The sequence below is a fragment of the Dysgonomonas sp. HGC4 genome, assembly GCF_001261715.1.
Lineage (GTDB): Bacteria > Bacteroidota > Bacteroidia > Bacteroidales > Dysgonomonadaceae > Dysgonomonas_A.
In genome coordinates this window covers 41,026-64,215 of record NZ_CVRU01000142.1, presented here as the reverse complement: position 1 = coordinate 64,215, position 23,190 = coordinate 41,026, and the positions used below count along the sequence as shown (strand labels likewise).

Annotated in this window: 14 protein-coding genes; 5 read left to right on the top strand and 9 right to left on the bottom strand. The window is 36.0% G+C overall.

Annotation, left to right across the window (positions count from 1 at the left end; all coding sequences use genetic code 11):
* Window positions 1-58 precede the first annotated feature (58 nt).
* The 7 genes from HGC4_RS13805 to HGC4_RS13775 form a co-directional block, all read right to left on the bottom strand.
* Window positions 59-1,612, bottom strand: coding sequence for a tetratricopeptide repeat protein (locus tag HGC4_RS13805; RefSeq protein WP_050710722.1), 1,554 nt, complete (start codon window positions 1,610-1,612; stop codon window positions 59-61).
* A 287-nt stretch (window positions 1,613-1,899) separates the two neighbouring features.
* The gene (locus HGC4_RS13800; RefSeq protein ID WP_050710721.1) at window positions 1,900-3,141 is read right to left on the bottom strand and encodes a glycoside hydrolase family 5 protein; all 1,242 of its coding nucleotides are present in this window, start codon (window positions 3,139-3,141) and stop codon (window positions 1,900-1,902) included.
* A gap of 347 nt (window positions 3,142-3,488) precedes the next feature.
* On the bottom strand, window positions 3,489-5,708 hold the full coding sequence (gene bglX, locus HGC4_RS13795; RefSeq protein ID WP_050710720.1) for a beta-glucosidase BglX: 2,220 nt from the start codon (window positions 5,706-5,708) through the stop codon (window positions 3,489-3,491).
* 91 nt (window positions 5,709-5,799) lie between these two features.
* Window positions 5,800-6,882, bottom strand: a complete 1,083-nt coding sequence (locus HGC4_RS13790) for a family 16 glycosylhydrolase (protein ID WP_242047190.1) — start codon at window positions 6,880-6,882, stop codon at window positions 5,800-5,802.
* Between the two features lie 76 nt (window positions 6,883-6,958).
* A complete protein-coding gene (locus HGC4_RS13785; RefSeq protein ID WP_050710718.1) occupies window positions 6,959-7,831 on the bottom strand; it encodes a hypothetical protein in 873 nt (290 codons plus the stop codon).
* A 76-nt stretch (window positions 7,832-7,907) separates the two neighbouring features.
* The gene (locus HGC4_RS13780) at window positions 7,908-9,416 is read right to left on the bottom strand and encodes a RagB/SusD family nutrient uptake outer membrane protein (protein ID WP_050710717.1); all 1,509 of its coding nucleotides are present in this window, start codon (window positions 9,414-9,416) and stop codon (window positions 7,908-7,910) included.
* Between the two features lie 19 nt (window positions 9,417-9,435).
* Window positions 9,436-12,582 carry a SusC/RagA family TonB-linked outer membrane protein gene (locus tag HGC4_RS13775; RefSeq protein WP_242047191.1) on the bottom strand — a complete coding sequence of 1,049 codons (3,147 nt, stop codon included), beginning with the start codon at window positions 12,580-12,582 and terminating at the stop codon, window positions 9,436-9,438.
* A gap of 269 nt (window positions 12,583-12,851) precedes the next feature.
* On the opposite strand from HGC4_RS13775, the gene HGC4_RS13770 reads away from it, so the two are divergent.
* From HGC4_RS13770 to HGC4_RS13750, 5 genes are all read left to right on the top strand, one after another.
* Window positions 12,852-15,683: a triple tyrosine motif-containing protein gene (locus HGC4_RS13770; protein WP_050710716.1), complete on the top strand. Its 2,832-nt coding sequence runs from the start codon at window positions 12,852-12,854 to the stop codon at window positions 15,681-15,683.
* Window positions 15,684-16,331: 648 nt separating this feature from the next.
* Window positions 16,332-17,510, top strand: a complete 1,179-nt coding sequence (locus HGC4_RS13765; RefSeq protein WP_242047192.1) for a hypothetical protein — start codon at window positions 16,332-16,334, stop codon at window positions 17,508-17,510.
* 92 nt (window positions 17,511-17,602) lie between these two features.
* Entirely contained in the window at window positions 17,603-18,820 is a 1,218-nt protein-coding gene (locus tag HGC4_RS13760) for a quaternary amine ABC transporter ATP-binding protein (protein WP_050710715.1), read from the top strand.
* 77 nt (window positions 18,821-18,897) lie between these two features.
* Complete coding sequence (locus tag HGC4_RS13755) at window positions 18,898-19,779, top strand: ABC transporter permease (protein WP_050710714.1); 882 nt, start codon at window positions 18,898-18,900, stop codon at window positions 19,777-19,779.
* Window positions 19,779-20,636, top strand: coding sequence for a glycine betaine ABC transporter substrate-binding protein (locus HGC4_RS13750; RefSeq protein WP_050710713.1), 858 nt, complete (start codon window positions 19,779-19,781; stop codon window positions 20,634-20,636). Before HGC4_RS13755 ends, HGC4_RS13750 begins: the two co-directional genes overlap by 1 nt.
* A 159-nt stretch (window positions 20,637-20,795) precedes the next feature.
* Here the strand turns inward: HGC4_RS13750 and HGC4_RS13745 are convergent, their stop codons facing one another.
* Window positions 20,796-21,575 carry a gluconate 5-dehydrogenase gene (locus HGC4_RS13745; protein ID WP_050710712.1) on the bottom strand — a complete coding sequence of 260 codons (780 nt, stop codon included), beginning with the start codon at window positions 21,573-21,575 and terminating at the stop codon, window positions 20,796-20,798.
* A 176-nt stretch (window positions 21,576-21,751) separates the two neighbouring features.
* The gene (locus HGC4_RS13740; protein ID WP_050710711.1) at window positions 21,752-22,906 is read right to left on the bottom strand and encodes a DUF4861 family protein; all 1,155 of its coding nucleotides are present in this window, start codon (window positions 22,904-22,906) and stop codon (window positions 21,752-21,754) included.
* Between the last annotated feature and the right edge of the window lie 284 nt (window positions 22,907-23,190).

Below are 23,190 nucleotides of genomic sequence, written 5' to 3'. Positions count from 1 at the left end.
AAGAAAAGAGGCTATCCTAGATATGGATAGCCTCTTTTTTCTATTTTAAATCAATTATTTATAAATATGTATTTAACAGCTCCTCAAAACGATTATCTTTCTGCATATTTATAAAATCCTCATCAGATTCAATAAATGATCTGTCTAATGGATTATATTTTAGCATTACTTCAAACCATTTAAAAGCATTTTCCATATCATTTATTAAAGAATATACACATGCCATAGTATAAGCAGAAACACCTTTTTGCAGCTCTTCTCCACGCATCAATATCGGAATCACCTCTGCTTTTTTATCCTCTAGATTATTATCCAAAACTCCTAGTTGACATATGTGTATACCTAAATTAGCATAATACAACCCTTCTTTCGGATCTAGTTCTACTGCTTTATTACCTACCTCAATAGCTTCTAATAAACATTTCCGTTTTTCATTCTCCTCTATATTCCATCCATAGCGAAGTAACGCAAGTCCCCAATCATTATATATATTGGCATCAGGTGTTTCTTGTTCTGCATATTTTTTGTAATGCATTATAGCTTTCTCATAATTTCTGTTTCTAAATGCTCGTTTTGCTTTAGTTAAATCCTCACTTCCTTGAGAAGATGAAGCTGATGTAGTTATCATAGAAGCAATACGCCCTTGAGAGAACCATTTTTGAGATAATTCATTGGCTTTAGTTATATACTCTTCACTTTTTTCCTTATTTCCTAATTTTGAGTATAAACCACTAATGGAACGTAGACCATCTAGATAATCTTCATTATGACTTTCATTCAATGCTTTAGAAATATACTCTATACCTTCTTCATAACGTTCCAATTTGTTGAGCGCACGATATTTCTCAAATACATAGTAACAATAATTATCCGAATTTTGTGGCAACAAATCGTACAATTCCAACGCTTTGTCTTCTTTATTCAAATTTTTCAAAATAGATATTCTCTCCGTAACACTTCGTGCATACATATCAGAGGTCTTAGGTATTTCACCCAATACGGTAAGTGCTGTACTTATATCGTCTTTCTTTTTGGAATAAATTAATGCTTTACTAATCAAAGCTTTTCCAAATGCAGCATCTGTTTTATCTATTGATGAATACATTTCAATAGCTTTATCAAGTTCACCTAATTCTTCTAAACCGTAGCCTATAGCATATAATACTTCGCCATAATGTTCATAAGTCTCGGGTATCTGTTTACTTAACTTTAAGGCTTCGTCAACCTCGCCTTTTCTAATCATATTAGAAATTATGGCAAGCAAAGCTGTCATGTATTCTCCTGAATTTACAGAAACCCTTCTTAGCACTTCAATAGATTTATCATAATTCTGGTAAGTGGCGTGCAGATTAGCTAAACTAAATAAGCTCGATTCATATAATTTTTCATATGCAGGTATTTTAGTGTAACTCTCAACAGCCTTATCATAGTTATCAAGAGCTTCATATATTTTTGCACAATACAACATTGCTTCGGCATATTTTTGTGCTTTTTCAGGTAAAGATTCAAAAGCCTCAATAGCTTTTTCTGAATCATTCTCGTTAAGGCTTTTCAAACCTTTTTCATACAAATTATTGAATTTAAAATTCGTAATAAAGTCTTTTAATCCCATTAGGTGTTAGTTTATGATTTAATCCTTTTATTAAGTAGTATACGGTATGTGTTGCATATGTGTGTACACAAAGATAATATAATTGAAGAAAATCGCAATATACGCCAGTGAGCTTAATATCCTTATCTATTGGCACATAATAGAATTTCAAATGAATGCTTCTCTATTTTAATCTTAAAACGCCCCTCATTATATATATGAAAAGCCTATAAATGTAAGAGTTAAAATCTTTTCACTTATAGGCTTTTAGATTCAAAGAATCTCTTCTATATATATCTTTTTAAACCTTAAGGTTTCATACCTAAAGCTAAAATATATCCTTTATTAATATTACAATTTGCGAATTTCATATTTTCAAGAAAATCGATCATTGCTTTTTTCACAAGTGCCTGATCGGGTCTTACTGCGCGTATCTTGGTGAAATTACTTCTATCTTTCGTAGTATAGTCTATAATCAGGTTCCAGTTTTCAGGCGCTTTTATAGAAACCATACCTCTTTCAGAATCCATCTTTTTATAAGGCCAATAATGCCAACCTATATTGTTGCGTTCCATCAGACGAGTCCAAGCTGCAATCCATTGGTCTGTATTTTCTCCTGTTTCTCCCATATACATAGGAAGATTTACACTGTCTCTGAAATTTACCAAATCCTGAATATTGGATTGTAACGTATCGCACCAATAACGATGGCAGGTATACATCATTTTATCATCAAACTTAGAGTCTTTGAACACATTGAAATTACCATTCCATTGTGCACCTCCCAACAATACGATATGATTGTTATCTACGGTACGGATAGAATCTACACATCTTTTATAAAGAGGTTCGAGCGAATCATTCAAGTGTGCATACTCTTCCAAAAAGTAATGGGCAATAGGTTCATTCAACAAGTCATAACCTAATATGATTGTATCATTAGCATAGTGTTGAGCCACTTTTTTCCAGATTTCACAGAACTGAACCTTACTTGGTTCGCTATCCATCAACCAAGGGTATCCGTAGCTATCATCTATATTATCGCCTGTTTGTCCACCTGGAGCATCGTGCATATCAAGAATCACATATAGATTTTCTTGACGACACCATTCTACTACTTGGTCTATCATTTCAAATCCGTTCTGATTGGCAGTAAGCCCCATATAGTCTTCGTCCGTAAACATTTTGTAATGAAACGGAATACGAAGTGAGTTCATTCCTGTTTGTTTGATATACTTTATATCATCTTGAGTAATGTAGTTTTTCTTAAACTCTTGCCAGAACCAAGCAGTAAAGTCGGGACCTACCATTTCGCAAAAAGCTTCATTTATCAACCGATAAGAACTTACATCTTGAAAATGAAACATGTATCCTTCGGGATTCAGCCAATTACCAAGATTAGTACCCTGAATGAGAATCTTCTCTCCATTTGATTTTATCAGATCAGGACCTTCTACACGAATAAACTTCGAAGCGTCTGTTTTCTGGACTTCTTTTGGTGAGCAACTAAATAATACCAGAGGTAAAATTAAATACAATAAATTTTTCATAAAACATTATTTTGAGGTCGTAAGACCTGTTAGTCATTAAATAAAAACGGCCTAAGCCATATCTTTAATTCTAGCTTAGACCGTTTTCCAGTTTATCCCTACATATTTATTTCTTCTGTGAACCATTAGATGAGAATCACTTCAATTACTCTATTGAAAAAGAATTAACAGTAATGATTCGGAATCCATGATTAAAAGTCTCAGCTATGAAGTTTACTCGAAAAAGTGAGTACCGCGATAACTCATCTAAGATCCACATTTAATAAATTATATGGCGTTATAGAACATTTCCTCCGAAATGCTGTAAGAATAAACGAAGGTCTCAGACCTATTTATTTTTCAAGTGATTATAGAATCGAAAATTTAGCTTTCAAACCATCTTTACTACTCGAACCTATCCATAAGTCGAAATCTCCGGCTTCTGCTTTTTTCACAAGATCTCTACCAAAGAAAGCTAAATCGTCAGTTGTCAATTTAAATTCCACTGTTTTAGATTCTCCAGCTTTCAAGTCTACTCTCTGAAAACCTTTCAACTCTCTTACAGGACGAACGATAGAACCAACTAAATCTCTTGTATAAAGTTGTACTACTTCCGTTCCGTCTACATTGCTCGTATTCTTAACTGTAACCTTAGCTGTCAACTCTCCACCCATTGGAATAGATGATGCTGATAAAACCAGATTAGAGTAATCAAACGTACTGTATGATAAACCATAGCCAAATGGATATAGAGGATCTTTTCCCGAATCAAGGTAGAAAGAAGTATTACCCAATGATGTTTGTCCGGCTTCGGTAGGTATCTGATCTAGTGTCATTACATTCTCAGGAGCTGGACGCCCTGTATTGAAATGATTATAATACATCGGTATCTGTCCTACTTCTCTTACAAATGTTGCAGGAAGTTTTCCGCTTGGGTTAGCTTTCCCGAACAATAGATCCAAGATAGCAGGTCCCCCCATTGTTCCAGGATGGAAGTTATAAAGAACTGCGTCTGCATACGGCAAATCGCGTTCGATAGTCAATGGGCGACCTGCCATAATAACCAAAACAACTGGTTTACCAACACTTTTTACAGCTTTCAACAGTTCCGACTGCACTCCTATCAAATTAATATTCGATAAAGAGTGAGCTTCGCCCGATAGAATAGCTTCTTCACCTAAAAATACGACCGCAACATCAGCCGAAGCTGCTGCTTGTTTTGCTTTATCAAAGTTTGCTGTACTTTTATCACGACTAAAAGTCAATGCAGGTTCATAAACATAGTTTATATTACTATAAGTAGTCTGCAATGCTTTAAGAGGTGTCACTGTATGATTTTTGTCACCATCGAATACCCAAGTACCCATTTGATCATGAGGAGCATCAGCCAACGGTCCTATAACTGCTATTTTGATATTTTCTTTTAGAGGCAATATATTGTCATTTTTCAACAAAATTGCAGATTTGATAGCTGCTTCTTTTGCTGCTTGCAAATGTTCTGCCGAATATAATACAGATGCTTTATTGGTATCAACATACGGATTTTCGAATAATCCCATGCGGAATTTAACTCTCAAGATATTACGTACCGAGTTGTCAACATCAGCAATAGAAACTTCACCTGATTCAACCAATGCTTTCAAATGTTGTGAATAAGCACCACTTACCATCTCCATATCAAGACCTGCGTTTGCTGATATTTTTGCTACTTCTTTGGCATCTTTAGCAAATCCATGAGCAAGCATCTCTGTCATCGAAGCCCAATCTGAAACTACAAATCCATCGAATTTCCAGTCTTTACGAAGTACATCTTTCAATAAATATTCGTTTCCTGAAGCTGGTATACCATCATTGTCGTTAAAAGAGGTCATCAATGTTGCTGCACCTGTGTCTATCGCTTTTTTGAATGGTACTAAATATACATTGTGCAATAAGTGAGGAGGTATGTTAGTACTGTTGTAATCGCGACCACCTTCTGCTGCACCATAACCGATAAAGTGCTTCACGCAAGCTGCAATTGATGTAGGGTCTGATAGGTTCTTTCCTTGAAAACCTTTTACCATAGCTGCACCCAATTGACCTGCGAGGTATGGATCTTCACCCAAACTTTCGGCAATACGCCCCCAACGTGCATCACGAGAAATATCTAACATAGGAGCAAATGTCCAATTAACACCCAATTCGCGAGCTTCAGCAGCCGATACATGGGCTCCATCTTCTACCGTTTGGGGATCAAATGACGCTGCCTGACCTAGAGGTATAGGAAATATAGTCTTAAAGCCATGAATTACATCACGCCCAATAATCAAAGGAATACCCAAACGGCTATTCTCTAAAGCGACCTTTTGCAATTCGTTTACTTCCTTAGGATTAATTATATTGAGTAGAGATCCTACTTCCCCATTTTTTATCTGTTGAACAAGATTATCACTCATACCATTGAAGTTTAACTGGTTCATCTGACCAATTTTCTCTTCAATAGTCATCTTTGATAATAACTGCTCGATCTCTTTATCGTAATTTTTTTGCTGTGAATATCCCATAAACAGGTTTAATAAGCATAATACACTTAATAATTTGATCTTCATTTTTTTTATATTAATGATTTTGAATAATAATCTTTTCCCAGACTTAGCATTCTTTCAGTGCTAACAATGACCTATCTAACAGAACTAAACCTTAATTTATGAATTTATAATTCTCCTGAGTTTTATTACCCTTCAAGGTTAGTATGTATACGCTGTTTCGAGGTAAATCAGAACAATCGATGCTAGTATAATCTTCTTCTATCGATTTTGTTTTACACAACCTACCTTGCATATCTGTTATATTGAAACTTGTTATATTTCCGTTTTTAGCATGGAGTGAAAGTGATTTGCTCTCTTTATTAAAAGTAAAAGGTATATTCTCAACCTCCTCCTTTTCGATAGAGGCTACCGCTTTTTTCTGGTAAACCCTTACATAATCTATTTCATATTTTGACGGAAATATATCTTCTGCAACACCTTGCAATCCGCCCCAGTCACCACCTATCGCCAAATTTAATTTCAGATAGAAAGGTGCATCAAAAGGCCATGTTCTTTTGTCTCCTAAATGATCGTTTTTGAATGTAAAATATGCAACACCGTCAACATACCCTATAATCTGATCTTCTGTCCATTCCAGTCCGTAAACATGAAATTCTGTTTCTGCGTTTTGAATATCTTTTGTAGCTGTTTTCTCAGTACCTATTTTATGATTGTATAAATCGGTATGGATTGAAGTCTGTGTTACATTAGGACGATAACCTACATATTCCATTATGTCAATTTCGCCATCAAGTGGCCATGCAGTAAAGTTTTTAGGCATCATCCAGAATGCAGCCCAAGTACCTTTACCTCCCGGCACTTTTGCTCTAGCTTCGAAATATCCATACTTCCAAGATTCGGTTGTATTCATTCGTGCCGATACATAGTTCATTCCATAATATGGTTTCGGGCGTTTTATGGCTGTAATAATCAGATTACCTCCTTTAATTTTGGCAACAGTATCGGTTCCCGCAACACGGTCTGTATAATATTGGAGCTCGTTATTTCCCCAACCATTACCTCCGGTTTCAAACCACCATTTATCTCCCGGTAGAGGCAAAGAGCCATCAGAATTGGGAGCCTCATTAAATTCTTCCTGCCACACCAAATCATATCCTGTCGGAGCTTGTGATTTGCAAAGTAATGTGCTGCAAAACAAGAATACTATACCTATAAATATATGTTTGTTTTTCATGCGCATACTATTTTTTTTAGGTGAAGCAGATTACCTTTTATACTAATTCAGGTAATCTGCTCTCCTGCTTAATGATTTACTGTTTAACTTTAAATCTCATATACCAATTGATACCAGAGCCTTTCCATTGCAGTTGTAATGTATTTTCGGTAAGCTCTAATATTTCGTACCGTACATTACCCAATACATCGGGATGCGCTACATAACTTGGAAAACCTTTATTAGAGAACGTCAAATAAAGCTTGCCATCAGCATCTCTATCCATAAACCAAGTCTGACCCTTAGGCTGTGTGTAAGGAACTGTTACAGCAACATCCGATCCGTTAGGAAATAAATCGGGAGCCATTGTTTTCGCAGCAGCCTCATTCACATAAATATCGTTGTTGGTTTTTAGAGAATAATCACGTGTTGAATTAAGAATAAATGTCAATTCATCATCATAAATACCTCTGCCTTTTAATTCGTTAGGACCCGCACTCCACCAATTAGGAGTAGTTGTGCTTGGCTCTCCACATCCTAAGTGACCCGCAACAGAAGAATCCCATATCCAAACTTTAGGTGTATCCTTTCCTGTCAATATATAGATTATCGGATCATTATTAGGAACACTCACTTTGAATGCCTTAGGTTCACTTAAACCGCCTCTTCCAAATGCTTGTATAGAGCCGTCATATTCTCCAGCCCACATATACTTCATAGAGAATGATCTTTTGTTTGTTGACATTACAGAGCCATCCAATTTCTTGATTGCCCAATAAGGAGAAATAAGATCACTCGTGAAGTCGAACTGAATTGTATTGGCATCTTGGGCACTAGGTGTCATCGTGAATTTAATATCATCTACCGATGGTGCATTGCCAATACTTGGTTTATCTCCTACATCGGGATCGCATGCCGTAAAAAACAGAGCCATACCTAGAAGACCTAATATATATTTTTTTGCTTTCATGATTTTCTAAAATTAAAGTTTCAATTAAGGTCTGAGACCTTTTTAATACTTTGGCAATTATATAGTATATAACCGATTAGTATGGATTTTGAGTTAATGTACCTTGAGCCTTATCAATTTCTGATTGAGGTATAGGTAAATGTTTCTTGTTGGGTGTAAAGCCTCTTTCTCCCAATACTTGCTCAGCCTTGCCAAAGCGAACTAAATCCCAAAAGCGGTGTCCTTCCAATGCAAACTCCAAACGATTCTCCATTAATAGATTGTCAAGCGTTGCTACTTTTTTATAATTACCTGTATTATTATACGCTCTACCTCTTACTTTATTTAGGTATTCATCAGCTAGAGTTTGACTTCCTCCTGTGCGAACAAGTAATTCCGAAGCAATCAGTAATGTTTCAGAGAAACGGTATACACGATAGTTGTTTCTGTAATTCAAATCTTTATCCCCCGCACTCTTGCTGTTTCCCCCTTGACGAGGCAGATATTTACGATTGAAAAATCCGGTATCATCGTAACGTGGATCATAACTTGCTTCTGGAAATTCTTTTTTATGTTGATCAAAGCTCAAAATACCTCCATCTTTACGTTGGTCAGCCTCTTGATAACTATCATACAATGCTTTTTCAACAGGCTCAAAACCCCATCCTCCTGCAAACTCAGGGCTTTTCAAACTATTAATACCTATTAGAGTAGGATATACGCTACCACCGGTTGCTAAAGGATTACCCCAGCTACGTCCACTCAAATCATCCGAATAATTAACCTCGAAAATCGATTCTTTATTCCACTCTCCTTTATCTTCCCATATATCAGCAAAAGATGCGGTAAGATCATATAATCCTGTTCCAATGATTGCTTGCATATCTTTCAAAACAACAGCATATCTGGTTTCATCATTTTGATACATAACAGTATTAGCTCTCAACATTTGAGCACCAGCCTTTGTTAAACGTCCAATCTGATTGCTAGCAACTGTTGCCGGAAGTTTATCGCCATCCAGAGCAAAATCCAGATCTTGAATAATCTTAGTATACAGTTCGTCAGCAGTTATCTGAGGTACAAGGAAAGGTGGTGTTGATGGATTTACATCATAATAAGGTACATTGCCCCATAGTTTCCATAACCAGAAATAATAGTATGCTCTCAAAGTATGAGCTTCTGCTAATATTCTATCTTTTGTTGCAGGGTTTAGATTTGGCACATCATCTATACGTTGTATTACAATATTCGAACGGTTAATACCTGAGTAAAATACTGTCCAAAGTGCATCACATACATACACCGGCGTTGCATTAAAGAAACGCATACGTTGTAAATGCTCGTTATCCTTGGCGTTTCCACCTCCTACACGTGCATCATCAGACATTACATCTGATACAAACTGAAGGGGATTATACTGCCCGAATGCCCAATCAGGCCATTGAAGCGGAGCATAAGCTGCTATTAAACCTTGAGTGATTCGTTCTTCCGAATTATAAAATTCTTCTTTGGGTATTTGTGTTGTTGGCGAAGACTCCAGAAAAGAGTCTGTACAAGAGCTTAACACTAATAGTGAAGTCAAGCCAAATATCAATATCTTTTTCATTGTAATTTCTTTTTAATAGTTAGAATGTAATGTTTGCACCTATAGAAACTGTTCTAGCCTGAGGATATACGCCTCGGTCTACACCTAATGAGGTACCTCCTGATGAAATTTCAGGTTCAAAGCCATCATAAGAAGTGAAAGTCAATAAATTTTCAGCTGAAACATAAACTCTTACACCTCCTAAGTATGCTTTTTTCACTATAGTTGCAGGTAGGTTATAACCAATTTGCAAATTCTTTACTCTAAGGAAAGATCCATCTTTCACGTATAGATCAGAAGATTGCCAGTTGCCGTTATCATCGGTTAAAGTTAAACGTGGTATTCTATTTGAAGATCCAGGTCCTGTCCATCTATCCAGCATATATCCGGGTAAATTGATGCTTGCAAGATCAATTCTTCGAGTACCATCGAAAATATCATTACCCGATGTTCCTTGAAGTATTATATTAAGATCAAAACCTTTCCATTGCGCTCCAACATTAAATCCAAACATCCAATCAGGCATACCTTTACCCAATTTTGTACGATCTTCATCATTAATTACTCCATCTCCATTAAGATCCACAAATCTCACATCACCGGGCTGTGCCTTTGGTTGTATCAGCTTCCCATCTTTATTTACATATTCGTTTATCTCTTGTTGAGTCTGGAATATTCCATTTGTCTTAAGTCCATAGAAGAAAGGGAATGGCTCTCCGTTTGCAGCTCTGGTTATTGTTCCGATACTTTGTATAGCATCATAATTGGCCCATCCATTGCTATTACCTAATTCTATCAGTTCATTTTTGATATAAGAAGCATTTCCACCTACATGAAGAGATACATCTCCAACTTTAAATTGATAAGAAGCATCAAACTCAATCCCTGTATTTTTCATATCACCTACGTTACCCATTGGAGGGGTGTCGCCAATATAAGCAGGTAAAGGCATTTGCATCAACATACCGTTGGTTCTTTTATCAAACCAATCCACAGTAAATGATAGAGCACCATTAAAGAAACGAGTATCAATACCTATATTGGTTTGTTCTGACTCCTCCCAACCAATAGTTTCATTAGGATATCCATTCGGTTTAGAGCCCGGAGCAACTATAATAGCCCCCTCTTTACCTAATATGTAGTTGTTTCCACCATCAATCATTGTAGTATATCTGAAATCTCCGATTTGGTCATTTCCATTTTGTCCCCAGCTACCACGCAATTTCAACGATGTGATAAAATCGGGTCTGTTAGCCATGAACTTTTCATTTGTAATATTCCATCCCAGTGAAACAGAATAGAAATTAGCCCACTTATTACTTGGTCCGAATTTGGTTGAACCGTCTTTACGGAACGTAAATTCACCCATATATCTTTCTTGGTAATTATAGCTTAAACGACCAAAATACGAAGCAAGTCTATAATAAGGACTCATTCTACCACTTGCCTCTCTAGCTTTTTGAGGTTGATCTGTAAAGTCAATATTAGCTCTATCAGGATTAGTATCTCTCAATAAATAACTTTGTCCCCACAAAGAACGAGATCTCTCAGACAAAGCGGATTGACCTAGTAAGATTGTAAAACTATGGTCTTCGATTTCTTTCACATAAGATAATGTATTTTCGACCTGCCATTTAAACCCTCTGTTCATCGATGACCAAACTCTTGACTCATCCACATGGTTACTCTTTCCTAGATAATAAGGTTGAATGTATCCATCAGTACCCCAAAATGCAAGGTCAACACCATAAGACGATCTGAACTTAAGATTCTTATACAGTTCTACTTCTCCCCAAAAATTAGCTATAATTTTATCGGAGTTATTTTTTTCTGGAGGTAATGACAAATATGCCAAAGGGTTAGTAATTTCGTTATACTGATCACCAACAATTGTAAATACGTTTCCGTTTCTATCTCTTACCGCTGTTGGATGAGCTGCTAAAGTAGCTTCGGGGTCTTGTGCCAATACGGGTAGCATTGGGGAAATAGATAAAGCACTACCTAATACCGAGCCAAACTCACTATTTGTTCCAATACCGGTAGAGTTAATACGACCATATGTAAGGTTACTACCTATCTTAAGAGTAGAAAGAAAGCTTCGTGTTTTCGATTCGTCGAATACAGTATAATTATTATTCAAACGGATAGAATATCTTTCGTAATTAGATCTTCCGAAGTTACCACCTACGATACCCTCTTGATTGAAATAACCCAATGACAAATAGTAGTTTCCTCTGTCACTACCACCTGCTACACTCACTTGATGTTCATACATCGGAGCATCAGCATTAAATACTTCTTTTTGCCAGTCGGTACCTCTACCATATGATTGAGGGTCGCTATAAATAGGAGATTTACCCGAGTTCATATTCTGCTCATTCATCAAGATAGCATATTCAGTAGCATCAAGTACAGCTCTTTTCTTAGCTGCATTTTGCCATCCGTATGTAAAGTTGTAATTAACTACAGCTTTTCCTGATTTACCTTGCTTAGTTGTTACCAAGATTACACCATTTGCACCACGTGTACCATAAATAGCAGCAGAAGCCGCATCTTTAAGGACTTCTACTGACATAACGTCAGCTGGATTGATGTTATCGATACCTCCCGAAATAGGCATTCCGTCTACAATGTATAGAGGATCACTATTGTTGATAGTACCGATACCACGGATACGAACTCTAGATCCATCGCCGGGCTGTCCTGATGCTTGGGTAATGTTCACCCCTGATACCATTCCTTTCAGAACGTTATCAATACGTGTAGGAGCTTTTAATGCTAAATCGTCTCCTTTTACACTACTGATAGCTGCAGTTACTACGCTTTTCTTTTGAACGCCATAACCTACAATAACAACTTCATCGATAAGTTTTGTGGCTTCTTTTAGTCTTACATTTAAAGATTGTGAAGAGGCTTTAACTTCCAGATTTTCATAACCTAGATAGCTAAATACAAGATCCGAATTTATAGGTGCATTTATTTGAAAAGCTCCATCCAAATCGGTTACGGATCCATTAGTGGTGTTTTTCTGAATAACAGATACTCCGACTAGAGCTTCACCCGTTTGGGCATCTGTAACAATTCCTTTGATTTGATTGCTTTGTGCGAAAGCAATCATCGGGAAAAAGATTAGGAACATAGTAAGTCCTAATAATTGCCGATTGATAGCAAACATTTTTTTCTTCATGGTTTGATTTTTTAAAGGTTGGGCAGATATTGATAATCTGCAGAAAACTTCTTTTCGGTGGATGAAGATATTGTGTCATCTATCTTTCTTAAAAAAATTAACTACGTCAAAAACTCAAAAATCAAAATCTTATATACGACAAGACTACTACACACTAAATATAATTACCTTACAACTAATTTTTTACAGATAAAAAATATACTTCAAAAAACTTTTCTTTACATTTAAAAATGTTTTATAACTTAGTGTGCTTTTAACTATTAGAAACTATGCGATATCGACTATATATAATTTACGGCTTATTGTTGTTTTCATTACCAACTTTTGCATCTTGGCAACGGAACATAATTAACCACGAAAGAAACACCTATAAAGGTGGTTTTCAGAACTGGATGGTTGAGCAGGCAGACAATCAATGGATGTATTTTGCCAATACAAACGGATTACTTGAGTTTGATGGGGTAAATTGGAACTTATATCCCATAAAGAATAAGATTGTGAGATCAGTAGAAATCGCAGGCAAGAGAATATATGTAGGCGGAAGCTCCGAATTTGGCTATTTTGAGGCAAATAGTATTGGGTTACCCACCTATCATTCTCTTTCGGATAAACTTTCTAACTGGTGGGGCGAAGTTTGGAGCATATACACAATAGATAATCAAACCTATTTTCTGGATGATGGAAATATTCTCATCTATAATAACTCAAAAGATACAATTGAGAAGATAGCCACTAATTACAAAATAGATTGTTCTACACTTATAAACAACAAGGTATACTTAGGAACAACCGATGGTATATTTTTTCTAAACCATAGAAATAAGATCGAACTTCTTGCTCCATCTGAAGTTTTAAAAGGAAAAAAGATTGTAGAATTACTTCCTTATGATAATAAAATATTAGTAGTAACCGCACGCAGTGGGCTGTATTTGCTTGACAACTCGTGGTGTGAAAATATACACTCGATAGCAGATAACTTTATTGCTAAAAATCAATTATTCTGTGCATCACTTGCAGAGTCGCAAGTGGCACTAGGATCAGTTCAGAATGGAGTATTCTTATTTGACTTGAAAAAGAAAGATTATCATGAAGAGTTTAATCTGGCAAACGGATTGAGCAACAATACCGTTTTAAGCTCTACTTTCGATCGAAATAACAATCTCTGGCTAGGGCTCGATAAAGGTATTAGCTACATCGATCTACAATCACCCATACGCCCTATGTTTGCCATAAACTCACCTATTGGTACAGGATATTGTTCCGCCTTATTTAATAACGAATTGTATTTGGGTACCAATCAAGGATTATATAAGATGGACAAGAATGGAGGATATCAGCTCATAAAAGATTCGGAAGGGCAAATATGGTCACTAACAATTTATGACAATACTTTATTCTGTGGAGGCGATAATGGCATTACTGTTATTTCGGCACAATCGACCTATAAGATAAATCTTACAGGCATATGGGAAATACATCCTTTGGCATCTAATCCCAATCGTATGATTGCAGGGGCTTATTCGGGATTCAGGATTCTTGAAAAGAAAAACGGTATTTGGCAATTCTCTCATAATGTTGCCAATTTCTTTAATTCATCCAGAGGATTTATTGAAGATGAGATAAATAATACTTTCTGGGTCGTAAACATGGGTACTTCTATACAAAGAATTACATTGAACAGCACTCAAGATTCTCTGATCAACCGTAAAGAATATAATCTGAAAGATATAATAATAGGAGAAAATACCACTTTCAGAAAGATCGATAATAACCTTGTTATATGTGCCTTGGACGGCATTTATCAATACAGTCGTATATCCGATAACTTCGACCGTTATGCACAACTTGAAAAGCTACTTGATGGAAGTAAGTATTATGAATACCTAAAGGTTGACGAACTGAAAAACATATGGTACGTATCAGATAAAAGCCTTAAACTACTACCATACGGAAAGGATGGATACAATCAAAACACCTTTAATATCGGACTGGCAAATGACCTTATCAGTGGTTATGAAAATGTTACCTTATTAGATTCAGTATCTGCGATTGTAGCTGTAGATAAAGCTTTTGTGAAAGTAGACTTATCATCAGATCATAATAGAAATACGAGGCTGAATATAGCCATCCGTAAACTTGTGGCAACAAGCAATGATAGTACTCTATTTTATGGTAACTCGTCCGAACCAATCACAATACCTTATTCACTTAACTCAATCAACATTCATTTTGCAGCGACTGAATACTCTAAGAACGAAGACATTCTTTATTCATACCGCCTTAAAGAAATAGATGATAAATGGAGTACTCCCGCACCCAAAACCATTAAAGAATACACCAATCTAATAGAAGGGGAATATACCTTTGAGGTTAAAGCTATTATAAAAGGAGATAGCAAAGCAGGGGAAACGACTTACATTAAATTCAAAATACTATCGCCCTGGTATCGATCTATGTGGGCATGGATTGTATATGGCTTGTTCTTACTATTACTATCATACATTATATATAAAAGAACGATAGGAAAACAGAAAAAAATAATCAACGAAAAGGGTGAATTGCTTATTGCTCAAAGCAAACAATATGAAGAAGAACGTATGCTTAAGGATAAGAAGATATATGAATTACAGAATGAGAATCTAAAAACCAAACTTCATTATAAGACTCAAGAACTATCGGGCTATATATTGAATATTGTGCGTAAGAATGAAATGCTGGAAGATGTCAGAAAAAATGTGATGAGTATTTCTAAATCTCTCGACGAAAATAAACAGCCCAATATTATAAAACAGAAAGTAGTACGTTTAATTACTCAAATTAATAACAATATAGACCACGATAAAGATTTTGAGGTATTTCAATCGAACTTTAACCTTATACATAAAGACCTCTTTACATTATTAGATAACAAATATCCTCATCTGACAAGAAACGATAAAATTCTATGCGCTTACTTAAAGATGAATCTCACATCGAAAGAAATAGCTCCTCTTCTAAATATTTCGATTCGCGGAGTAGAAGTCAGCAGATATCGATTGAGAAAGAAAATGAATCTGGATAAGGATCTCAATCTCTCTGACTTTTTACATAATTTGAAATAAGGTCACAGACCTTTTTAGGACTTCAAGTATAGAACAACCTTGACTCATTTCAAGTAAAACCGAGTCTACAAATAAAATATACAATAAGTAGCTGAAAGGTGGTAAAATTTAATTTTATCACCTTTTTTTATTGAAAAAAAGTCAACATTTCATAGTTCACCATAACACGCTAAAAAACAGCACGGTGCCACCGTTTTAACGAAATAAAAGTACACCTGTATTTTTAACTAAATTTCAATTAGAGACATTAAAGTCCTGATATTTAATTGTTTTTTTATATCTTTGCATTAATGGAGAGAGTATTCTCTCATTATTCAGATTAGGTCAGCCGTGTATTTTTTGTCAAAAAATCGTTTGACAAAGACCATTCGAAAATCTGAATTCTATTTGTTTTTAGCATAGCATCTTTGGACTCTAATAATCATTTGACATGATTTGTCCTAACATGTGTTGTTATGCGCCTAATGTATAATAGTTGTTTTATTAACACCCGAACCAATTATTTAAAGATCCTTATCAAATAAGGTTCCAGTTGGTTATTTGGCTATAATAGCAAGTCTATTATCGTATAATTAAATCATAATAAGCTTTGGTCTAAACAAATACTAGACCAAACATAAGGTATAAGACCTTAAACATTCGAATTACATGTATAAAATATGTATTAATATTACTTACTTCTTTGTTTTCTGTGCATCTGCTATATGTGCAGAAAATGACAGTATAAAAAAAGATTTTTTCAAACTTGGTGGAGCTGTACGTTTCAATGCAGTTATGGAAAATTACGAAACAAGTAACAACGACTTAGATACATACGTAAGGATGGATACGTGGTTTTTATCTACTGAAGCTCACCAAAAGGGATTCGACCTCAGTTTCCAATACCGTTTCTTCCCCGAATTTAAGACCCATTTTCTACATCATGCTTATATCGGTTATCAAATCGATAGCGATTGGTATGTCAAGTTAGGAGTATTTCAGAAACCATTTGGAATCGGAGATTTTGCATCACACTCATGGTGGTTTCAAGTACCTTACTATATGGGATGGGAAGATACCTATAATACAGGAATCGGATTCTTTTATAAACGAGACAAACTGACCATCGATGCAGCTTATTTCAGACAAGCCGCACCCAAAGGATCAGTATCATCCAATGCAGAAGACAACTCGGTAGGAAACGGTAGATATTCGTACGCCATAGTTCCAACATATGGTTATAGTAATGGAAAGAAGCTAGATGCTTATATCAGAGAGCTTGATCAATTCAACGGACGCGTACGCTATCAAATATCACCGGAGGTAGAATTAGGTTTTTCCGGAGAAATGGGTAGTATATACAACGAAACACTAAACAGACGAAATTGGGGGTTTAGTTGGGCTATACATACCTTAATAAATTGTGACAGATGGAATTTCAAAGGAGAAGTTATAAGCTATAATTACAATGCACAGTCGGATAATGACGAACGTCTTGATATTGTGCAAATGGGAGCATACGGCTCAGCATACGATGTTGCCGCAAAAGGTACTATTTATGTAGCCGGTCTTGCTTATACAATACCCATCAACAGACGATTTATTTCGAGCATACAACCTTATCTCGACTACTCAATTGTACACAAAAGCGAGAACAGGTTTCACGATACTCAACAGTTCGTACCGGGAATGCTAATCACATCAGGTCCCATATATACATACGTAGATTATGCATTGGGCAAGAATCATCCATGGCTAACATCCGATTTTGGTGAAGGCTTGGGAGAAGGCAGTAGCGATGCACGTTGGAACAGCCGTCTGAATATAAATATAGGGTACTACTTCTAAGGTATCATCCTCATTTACATAACAGGTAAAATAGAAACACAAGCAGAAAGTATAATCAATAGGTCTCAGACCTTCAATTACATTCTTAAAATATGAGTAAAATAGAAATAAAAGATTTGTATCTGGTATTTGGATCAGCCAAAAAACAGGCAATCAAAATGTTGAAAAGCGGAAGAAGCAAAAAAGAAATTCATTCAAAAACAAGATGTACCATTGCAGTAAACAATGCAAACCTATCTATAAACGAAGGTGAGATATTTGTTATTATGGGGTTATCGGGGAGCGGCAAATCGTCACTCTTAAGATGCTTCAATATGCTGAATGTACCAACATCTGGCTCATTAGTTATAGATGGAGAAGACATTACAAAAATGGATAAAGATGCTCTCCTCAATCTACGCAGAAAAAAGGTTGGAATGGTTTTCCAACATTTCGGATTACTCCCTCACCGTACCATTTTAGATAATGTTGCTTTCGGGTTAGAAATACAAGGTCTACCTCAGGAAGAAAGGCATAACAAAGCAAAAGAGATACTTAATATGGTAGGACTTTCGGGCTACGAAAGTTCATTTCCACATCAACTAAGTGGAGGTATGCAGCAACGTGTGGGTATTGCCCGTGCTATTGCTACCGATTCGCAGATATTATTGATGGATGAGGCATTTAGTGCCTTAGACCCTCTTATCAGGACACAAATGCAGGATGAGTTGGTCGAGATTCAACAATCCCTAAAGAAAACAATCATATTTATTACTCACGATTTGGATGAGGCAATCAAGGTAGGTAATACAATTGCCATAATGAAAGATGGGGTAATAGTACAACAAGGCACACCTGAAGATATATTGCTTAATCCTGCTGATGATTATGTGAAAGCTTTCATTGGAAATGTAGATATGGCAAAAATCATTACGGCCTCAGCTATAAACGAACCTTTCAAAGCTCGAATATGGCAGGGAAAAGATGGTCCTGCATCTGCACTCAGGTTGATGGAACGCCATTTACTGAAATTTCTCCCTGTTGTCGATCACTTAGGACGTCTTATCGGATATGTAGGAGAGAAAGATGTACGCAAAAAGATTACCAATAAAGAAAACAATATTGACTCTATCATAACAGATATACCTAAAGTTTCGATGGATACTTCTATAACTGACTTATTACCCTTATTTATTAATCAAAAATACCCTTTGGCTGTGGTTGATCATAAAGACCGCCCAGTCGGTTATATCCGACATTCAGACGTGGTATCTATGGTAACAGGTTATGACGATGACAAGGTACAATCTATTATAGAAAGTGCCAACTAAGGTCTCAGACCAATTTACAACTTAATCGGAATAAGAAGAATCAATATTTACAATACTAAAAAAGAAGAAAATATAATATGGAAAATTTAAATATAGGAAAATATGTGGAACACTTTGTTGATTGGCTTTCTGATGCTGGAGAGCCTATTTTCCGACAAATTACCATCATCATAGAAAATTGTGTAGATGTGATGCAAGGGGCATTACTATCCATCCCTTTTTATATACTCATTGCATTATTTGCACTACTTACATTCTTTATCAAGAACAAAAGCTGTCGTAAGTCTAATGTAACAAAAGCAAATGCAAAAGATATATTCGATCTGCCTATCTTCTGCATTTTGGGATTCCTCCTTATCTATTGGATGGGATTTTGGGAAGAAACAATCAATACTTTAGTGTTAGTAATAGTTGCCACATTTATAATTCTGCTCATTGGTATTCCTTTAGGAATATGGTGTGCTCGTAATAAAAATGTGAATGCTATTGTTAGACCCCTACTCGACCTCATGCAAACGATGCCTGCTTTTGTATATCTCATTCCCGCAATCTTGTTTTTCTCGGTAGGAAACGTTCCGGGAGTAGTAGCTACGGTTATTTTCTCTCTACCTCCTGCAGTTCGTATGACTGCTCTGGGTATACGTGATGTACCTAAGGAAATAGTAGAAGCTTCCGTAGCTTTCGGATGTACAGGTAGACAGACCTTGTTTAAAGTACAAATACCATTAGCAATGGCAACCATATTGGCAGGAGTAAATCAGGTGATAATGTTAGCGTTATCTATGGTTGTTATTTCGTCTATGGTAGGAGCCGGAGGGTTAGGAGAAAGTGTATATGCAGGTATTCAGCAAGCAGACGTAGCTCTTGGCTTCGAAGCTGGGTTATGTATTGTAATTCTGGCTATTATACTTGATAGAACAACACAATCAATAGGACAGAAGAAGGAGGCAGCAAAATAATGAAAAAGAATATACTATTTATATTATTGGCTTGCCTTATCGTTATGCCCTCTTGTCAACGTATAAAAAAACAAGACGTACTACTACTCTACCCTAATTGGGCAGAAGGTATAGCCATTACTAATCTCGCACAGATTATTCTGGAAGAAAAAGGATATACAGTCACTATCAAGCGCTTGGAGTTAGGTCCGATCTATGCCTCGCTATCACGCGGTGATGCCGATGTATGTATGGACACTTGGTTACCTAATACTCATAAAGATTATTGGACTCGCTATGGCAACAAGATTGACATCTTAGGCACTACCTTTGACGATGGTATAACAGGCCTTGTTGTTCCAACTTATGTAGACATTAATTCAATAGAAGAATTAAACGCCAACAAAGACAAATTTAATGGAAAGATATACGGAATTGCATCGGGCGCCGGTATTTACAGAACTACAGAAGATGCAATCAAAGAATATAATCTGGAACTGACCCAGATTTCATCTTCCGAAACATCAATGATTACAGCTCTAAAAAAGGCTATTGCTCATAAAGAGTGGGTAGTTATCACAGGATGGAAACCTCACTTTATGTGGGCCGAGTATGACTTGAAACCTCTGAAAGACCCTAAGAATATTTATCCGAAAGATGAAATAAAGATTATTGCACGAAAAGGATTCTCGACAGACAAACCTGAACTTGCCAAATTCTTCACAAACTTCAGTATGGATGAGAAAATGCTCAATGAACTGATGAGTGATGTTTTAAAAGACAACGACCCAACTATTGGTGCTCGGCTCTTTTATAATAAACACAAAGAACTCTTGCAATCGTGGGTAGTAGAAAAAGAAACAGCAAAGCAATTATAATCTTTATAAGGCGAGATACAACTCATTAGAGACTTGCATCTATTCAATACAGAAATAGCAGTTCTTAAGACTGCTATTTTTGGTAATATAGGAATCCCATTGTAACAAAGAGTTACAATGGGATTCTTTTCTATTTTAGCTCGTAAATACTTTACGAAATCAAGGTTGTTTTCCGATATAAGCAAGAATACCTCCATCAACGTACAGAACGTGTCCGTTTACGAAGTTAGAAGCATCTGATGCAAGGAATACAGCTGGTCCTGCCAAATCTTCGGGAGTTCCCCAACGAGCTGCTGGTGTTTTTGCAATAATAAAAGAGTTGAAAGGATGTCCTTCTTCTCTTAATGGTGCTGTTTGAGGTGTAGCAATATAACCCGGTCCTAAGCCATTACATTGAATATTGAATTCTCCATATTCTGAGGCAATATTGCGTGTCAACATTTTCAAACCACCTTTTGCTGCTGCATAAGCCGATACAGTTTCACGTCCTAGCTCGCTCATCATCGAACAGATATTAATAATTTTACCTGCTCCTTTTTTGATCATACTAGGAATAACTGCTTTAGCTACAATAAATGGGCCATTCAAATCAATATCGATTACTTGACGAAATTCTGCTGCCGACATTTCTATCATTGGGATACGTTTAATAATTCCTGCATTATTTACAAGAATATCAATTACTCCCACTTCTTTTTCGATCTGAGCTACCATTGCATTTATCTGATCTTCGTTGGTTACATCGCTTACATAACCTTTGGCATCTATTCCTGCTTCTTTGTAGGCAGCTAAGCCTTTATCTACAAACTCTTGTTTCAAGTCATTGAATACTATTTTTGCTCCTGCACCTGCTAGAGCCGAAGCAATAGCAAAGCCTATTCCGTAAGAAGCTCCTGTAACAAGGGCTACTTTTCCTTCTAAACAAAATTGATTTTTCATGTTATAAATTTATTTAAAGTCCTATTTTTTTTATCCTTTTGAATATGCTTCAACAAACGATATTATACCAAGTACGCATACAGCTCCGATTACTTTCCAGCCACCTTCAACCTTTTTCCATGTACGGAGATTTCTTGTTTCACGTTATCTTATGTTGTGTGTTTATATCATTCAATTTAAAACTTCACAACTAGTGGTTGTTTTAAACCTTTAGAAAAATTACTTGTATATGTTTGGAATGCTGCTTCATCAGCAAAACCAAATTTGCTCCAGCCATAACCTGTATAATATACTATTGGTTGGTTAGCTTTATATGTTGTAACAGCTAAAACATGAGAGAAGGTATCCTCTTTTTTAGTTTTAGCATTAGCTACTTTGTAAGTATCTATAACCATAGAGTCGATACCTGTAGGAAATACTAGTCCTAAGTAAACAGGACCTGCTTTTTCGCTAGGCTCTCTATAAATGATATAGTCTTTTTCAGGTGAAAAAATGATAGTATCATTTGCTGCACGCTTTGCAATTCCGGCAGCAACTGTCATATCTTCAGTTACACCATATTCTTGTATTACTTTCGAGTATTGAGAACCTGCATCAATAGAGAAAGTACGTGTTTCGCTATATGCTTTTCCATCTACATTAAGATCTTTATATGTTAACTTCAATGTAGTACGAAGTGGTCCGTTTTCTAATAATTCTTGAGAAGCAAAATTTTCGTTCAACCATAGTTTTCCATTCACAAATGGAGCCATAGCACCTGCACCCAACGAACGACCTACTTTATAATCATCTAAGCCTTCGCCATGATCTTCGTGATAAGAAGCTGTTTCTGCAATATCGTCTTTGTACCATTGGTCAATTTTCATATCATTAGTACGTTTGTACCAAATATCCAAACCATTGCTTGGTCCATCCGAAGCAATAAGAGCCGGTCCGTAAATACGGAAAGCAACACGATCGTTTTCCCAAGCAAAGTCATCCTTACGCTCAGTAATGAAACGACCATAAGTTTGCGCTTTAAATTCTTGTTTCTCTCCTGCTGAAACTGTAAAAGATACTGTTTCTTTTGCTTTTACGCCTGATTGAAAAATAAATTTTCCATCATAAGTTACTTGTGAAGGAATGATTTCTCCTTTAGTATTCTTTACAACATAAGTCTGACCTTCTGCCAAAGTTACTTTTGCTTTCACTGCATCTAACGATAGCTCTACTAAATCGGTAGTTCGATCAAAATCACTTGGGTTTTCGACTGTTACAGTCATTTCTTTTGGTTTACTGTTGCAAGATGCAAGCAGAACCGCTGCGAATAATAAATAAATTACTCTTTTCATCTTTTATAATTTTATTTTTAAATAAGTAGTCATTCGTTTTTGTCTAAAGTCAACACATGTGTGCCCGAACACACTCTCGTTTATTGAAACAGAGATGTCCATTTTTAAATAATCTTATGCGGATATTACTCTAATATGCAGATATTTAGAAATGTTTTTCATCTTCTCAGAAAATAGATTCGGTTTATTTAGCTCCTAAAGTTAGCAATAAGTGGCAAATCTCATAGTATTTCTATCAGAAAAAGGCGATATAGATATTTCAAACACATAAATAACATTGAAAA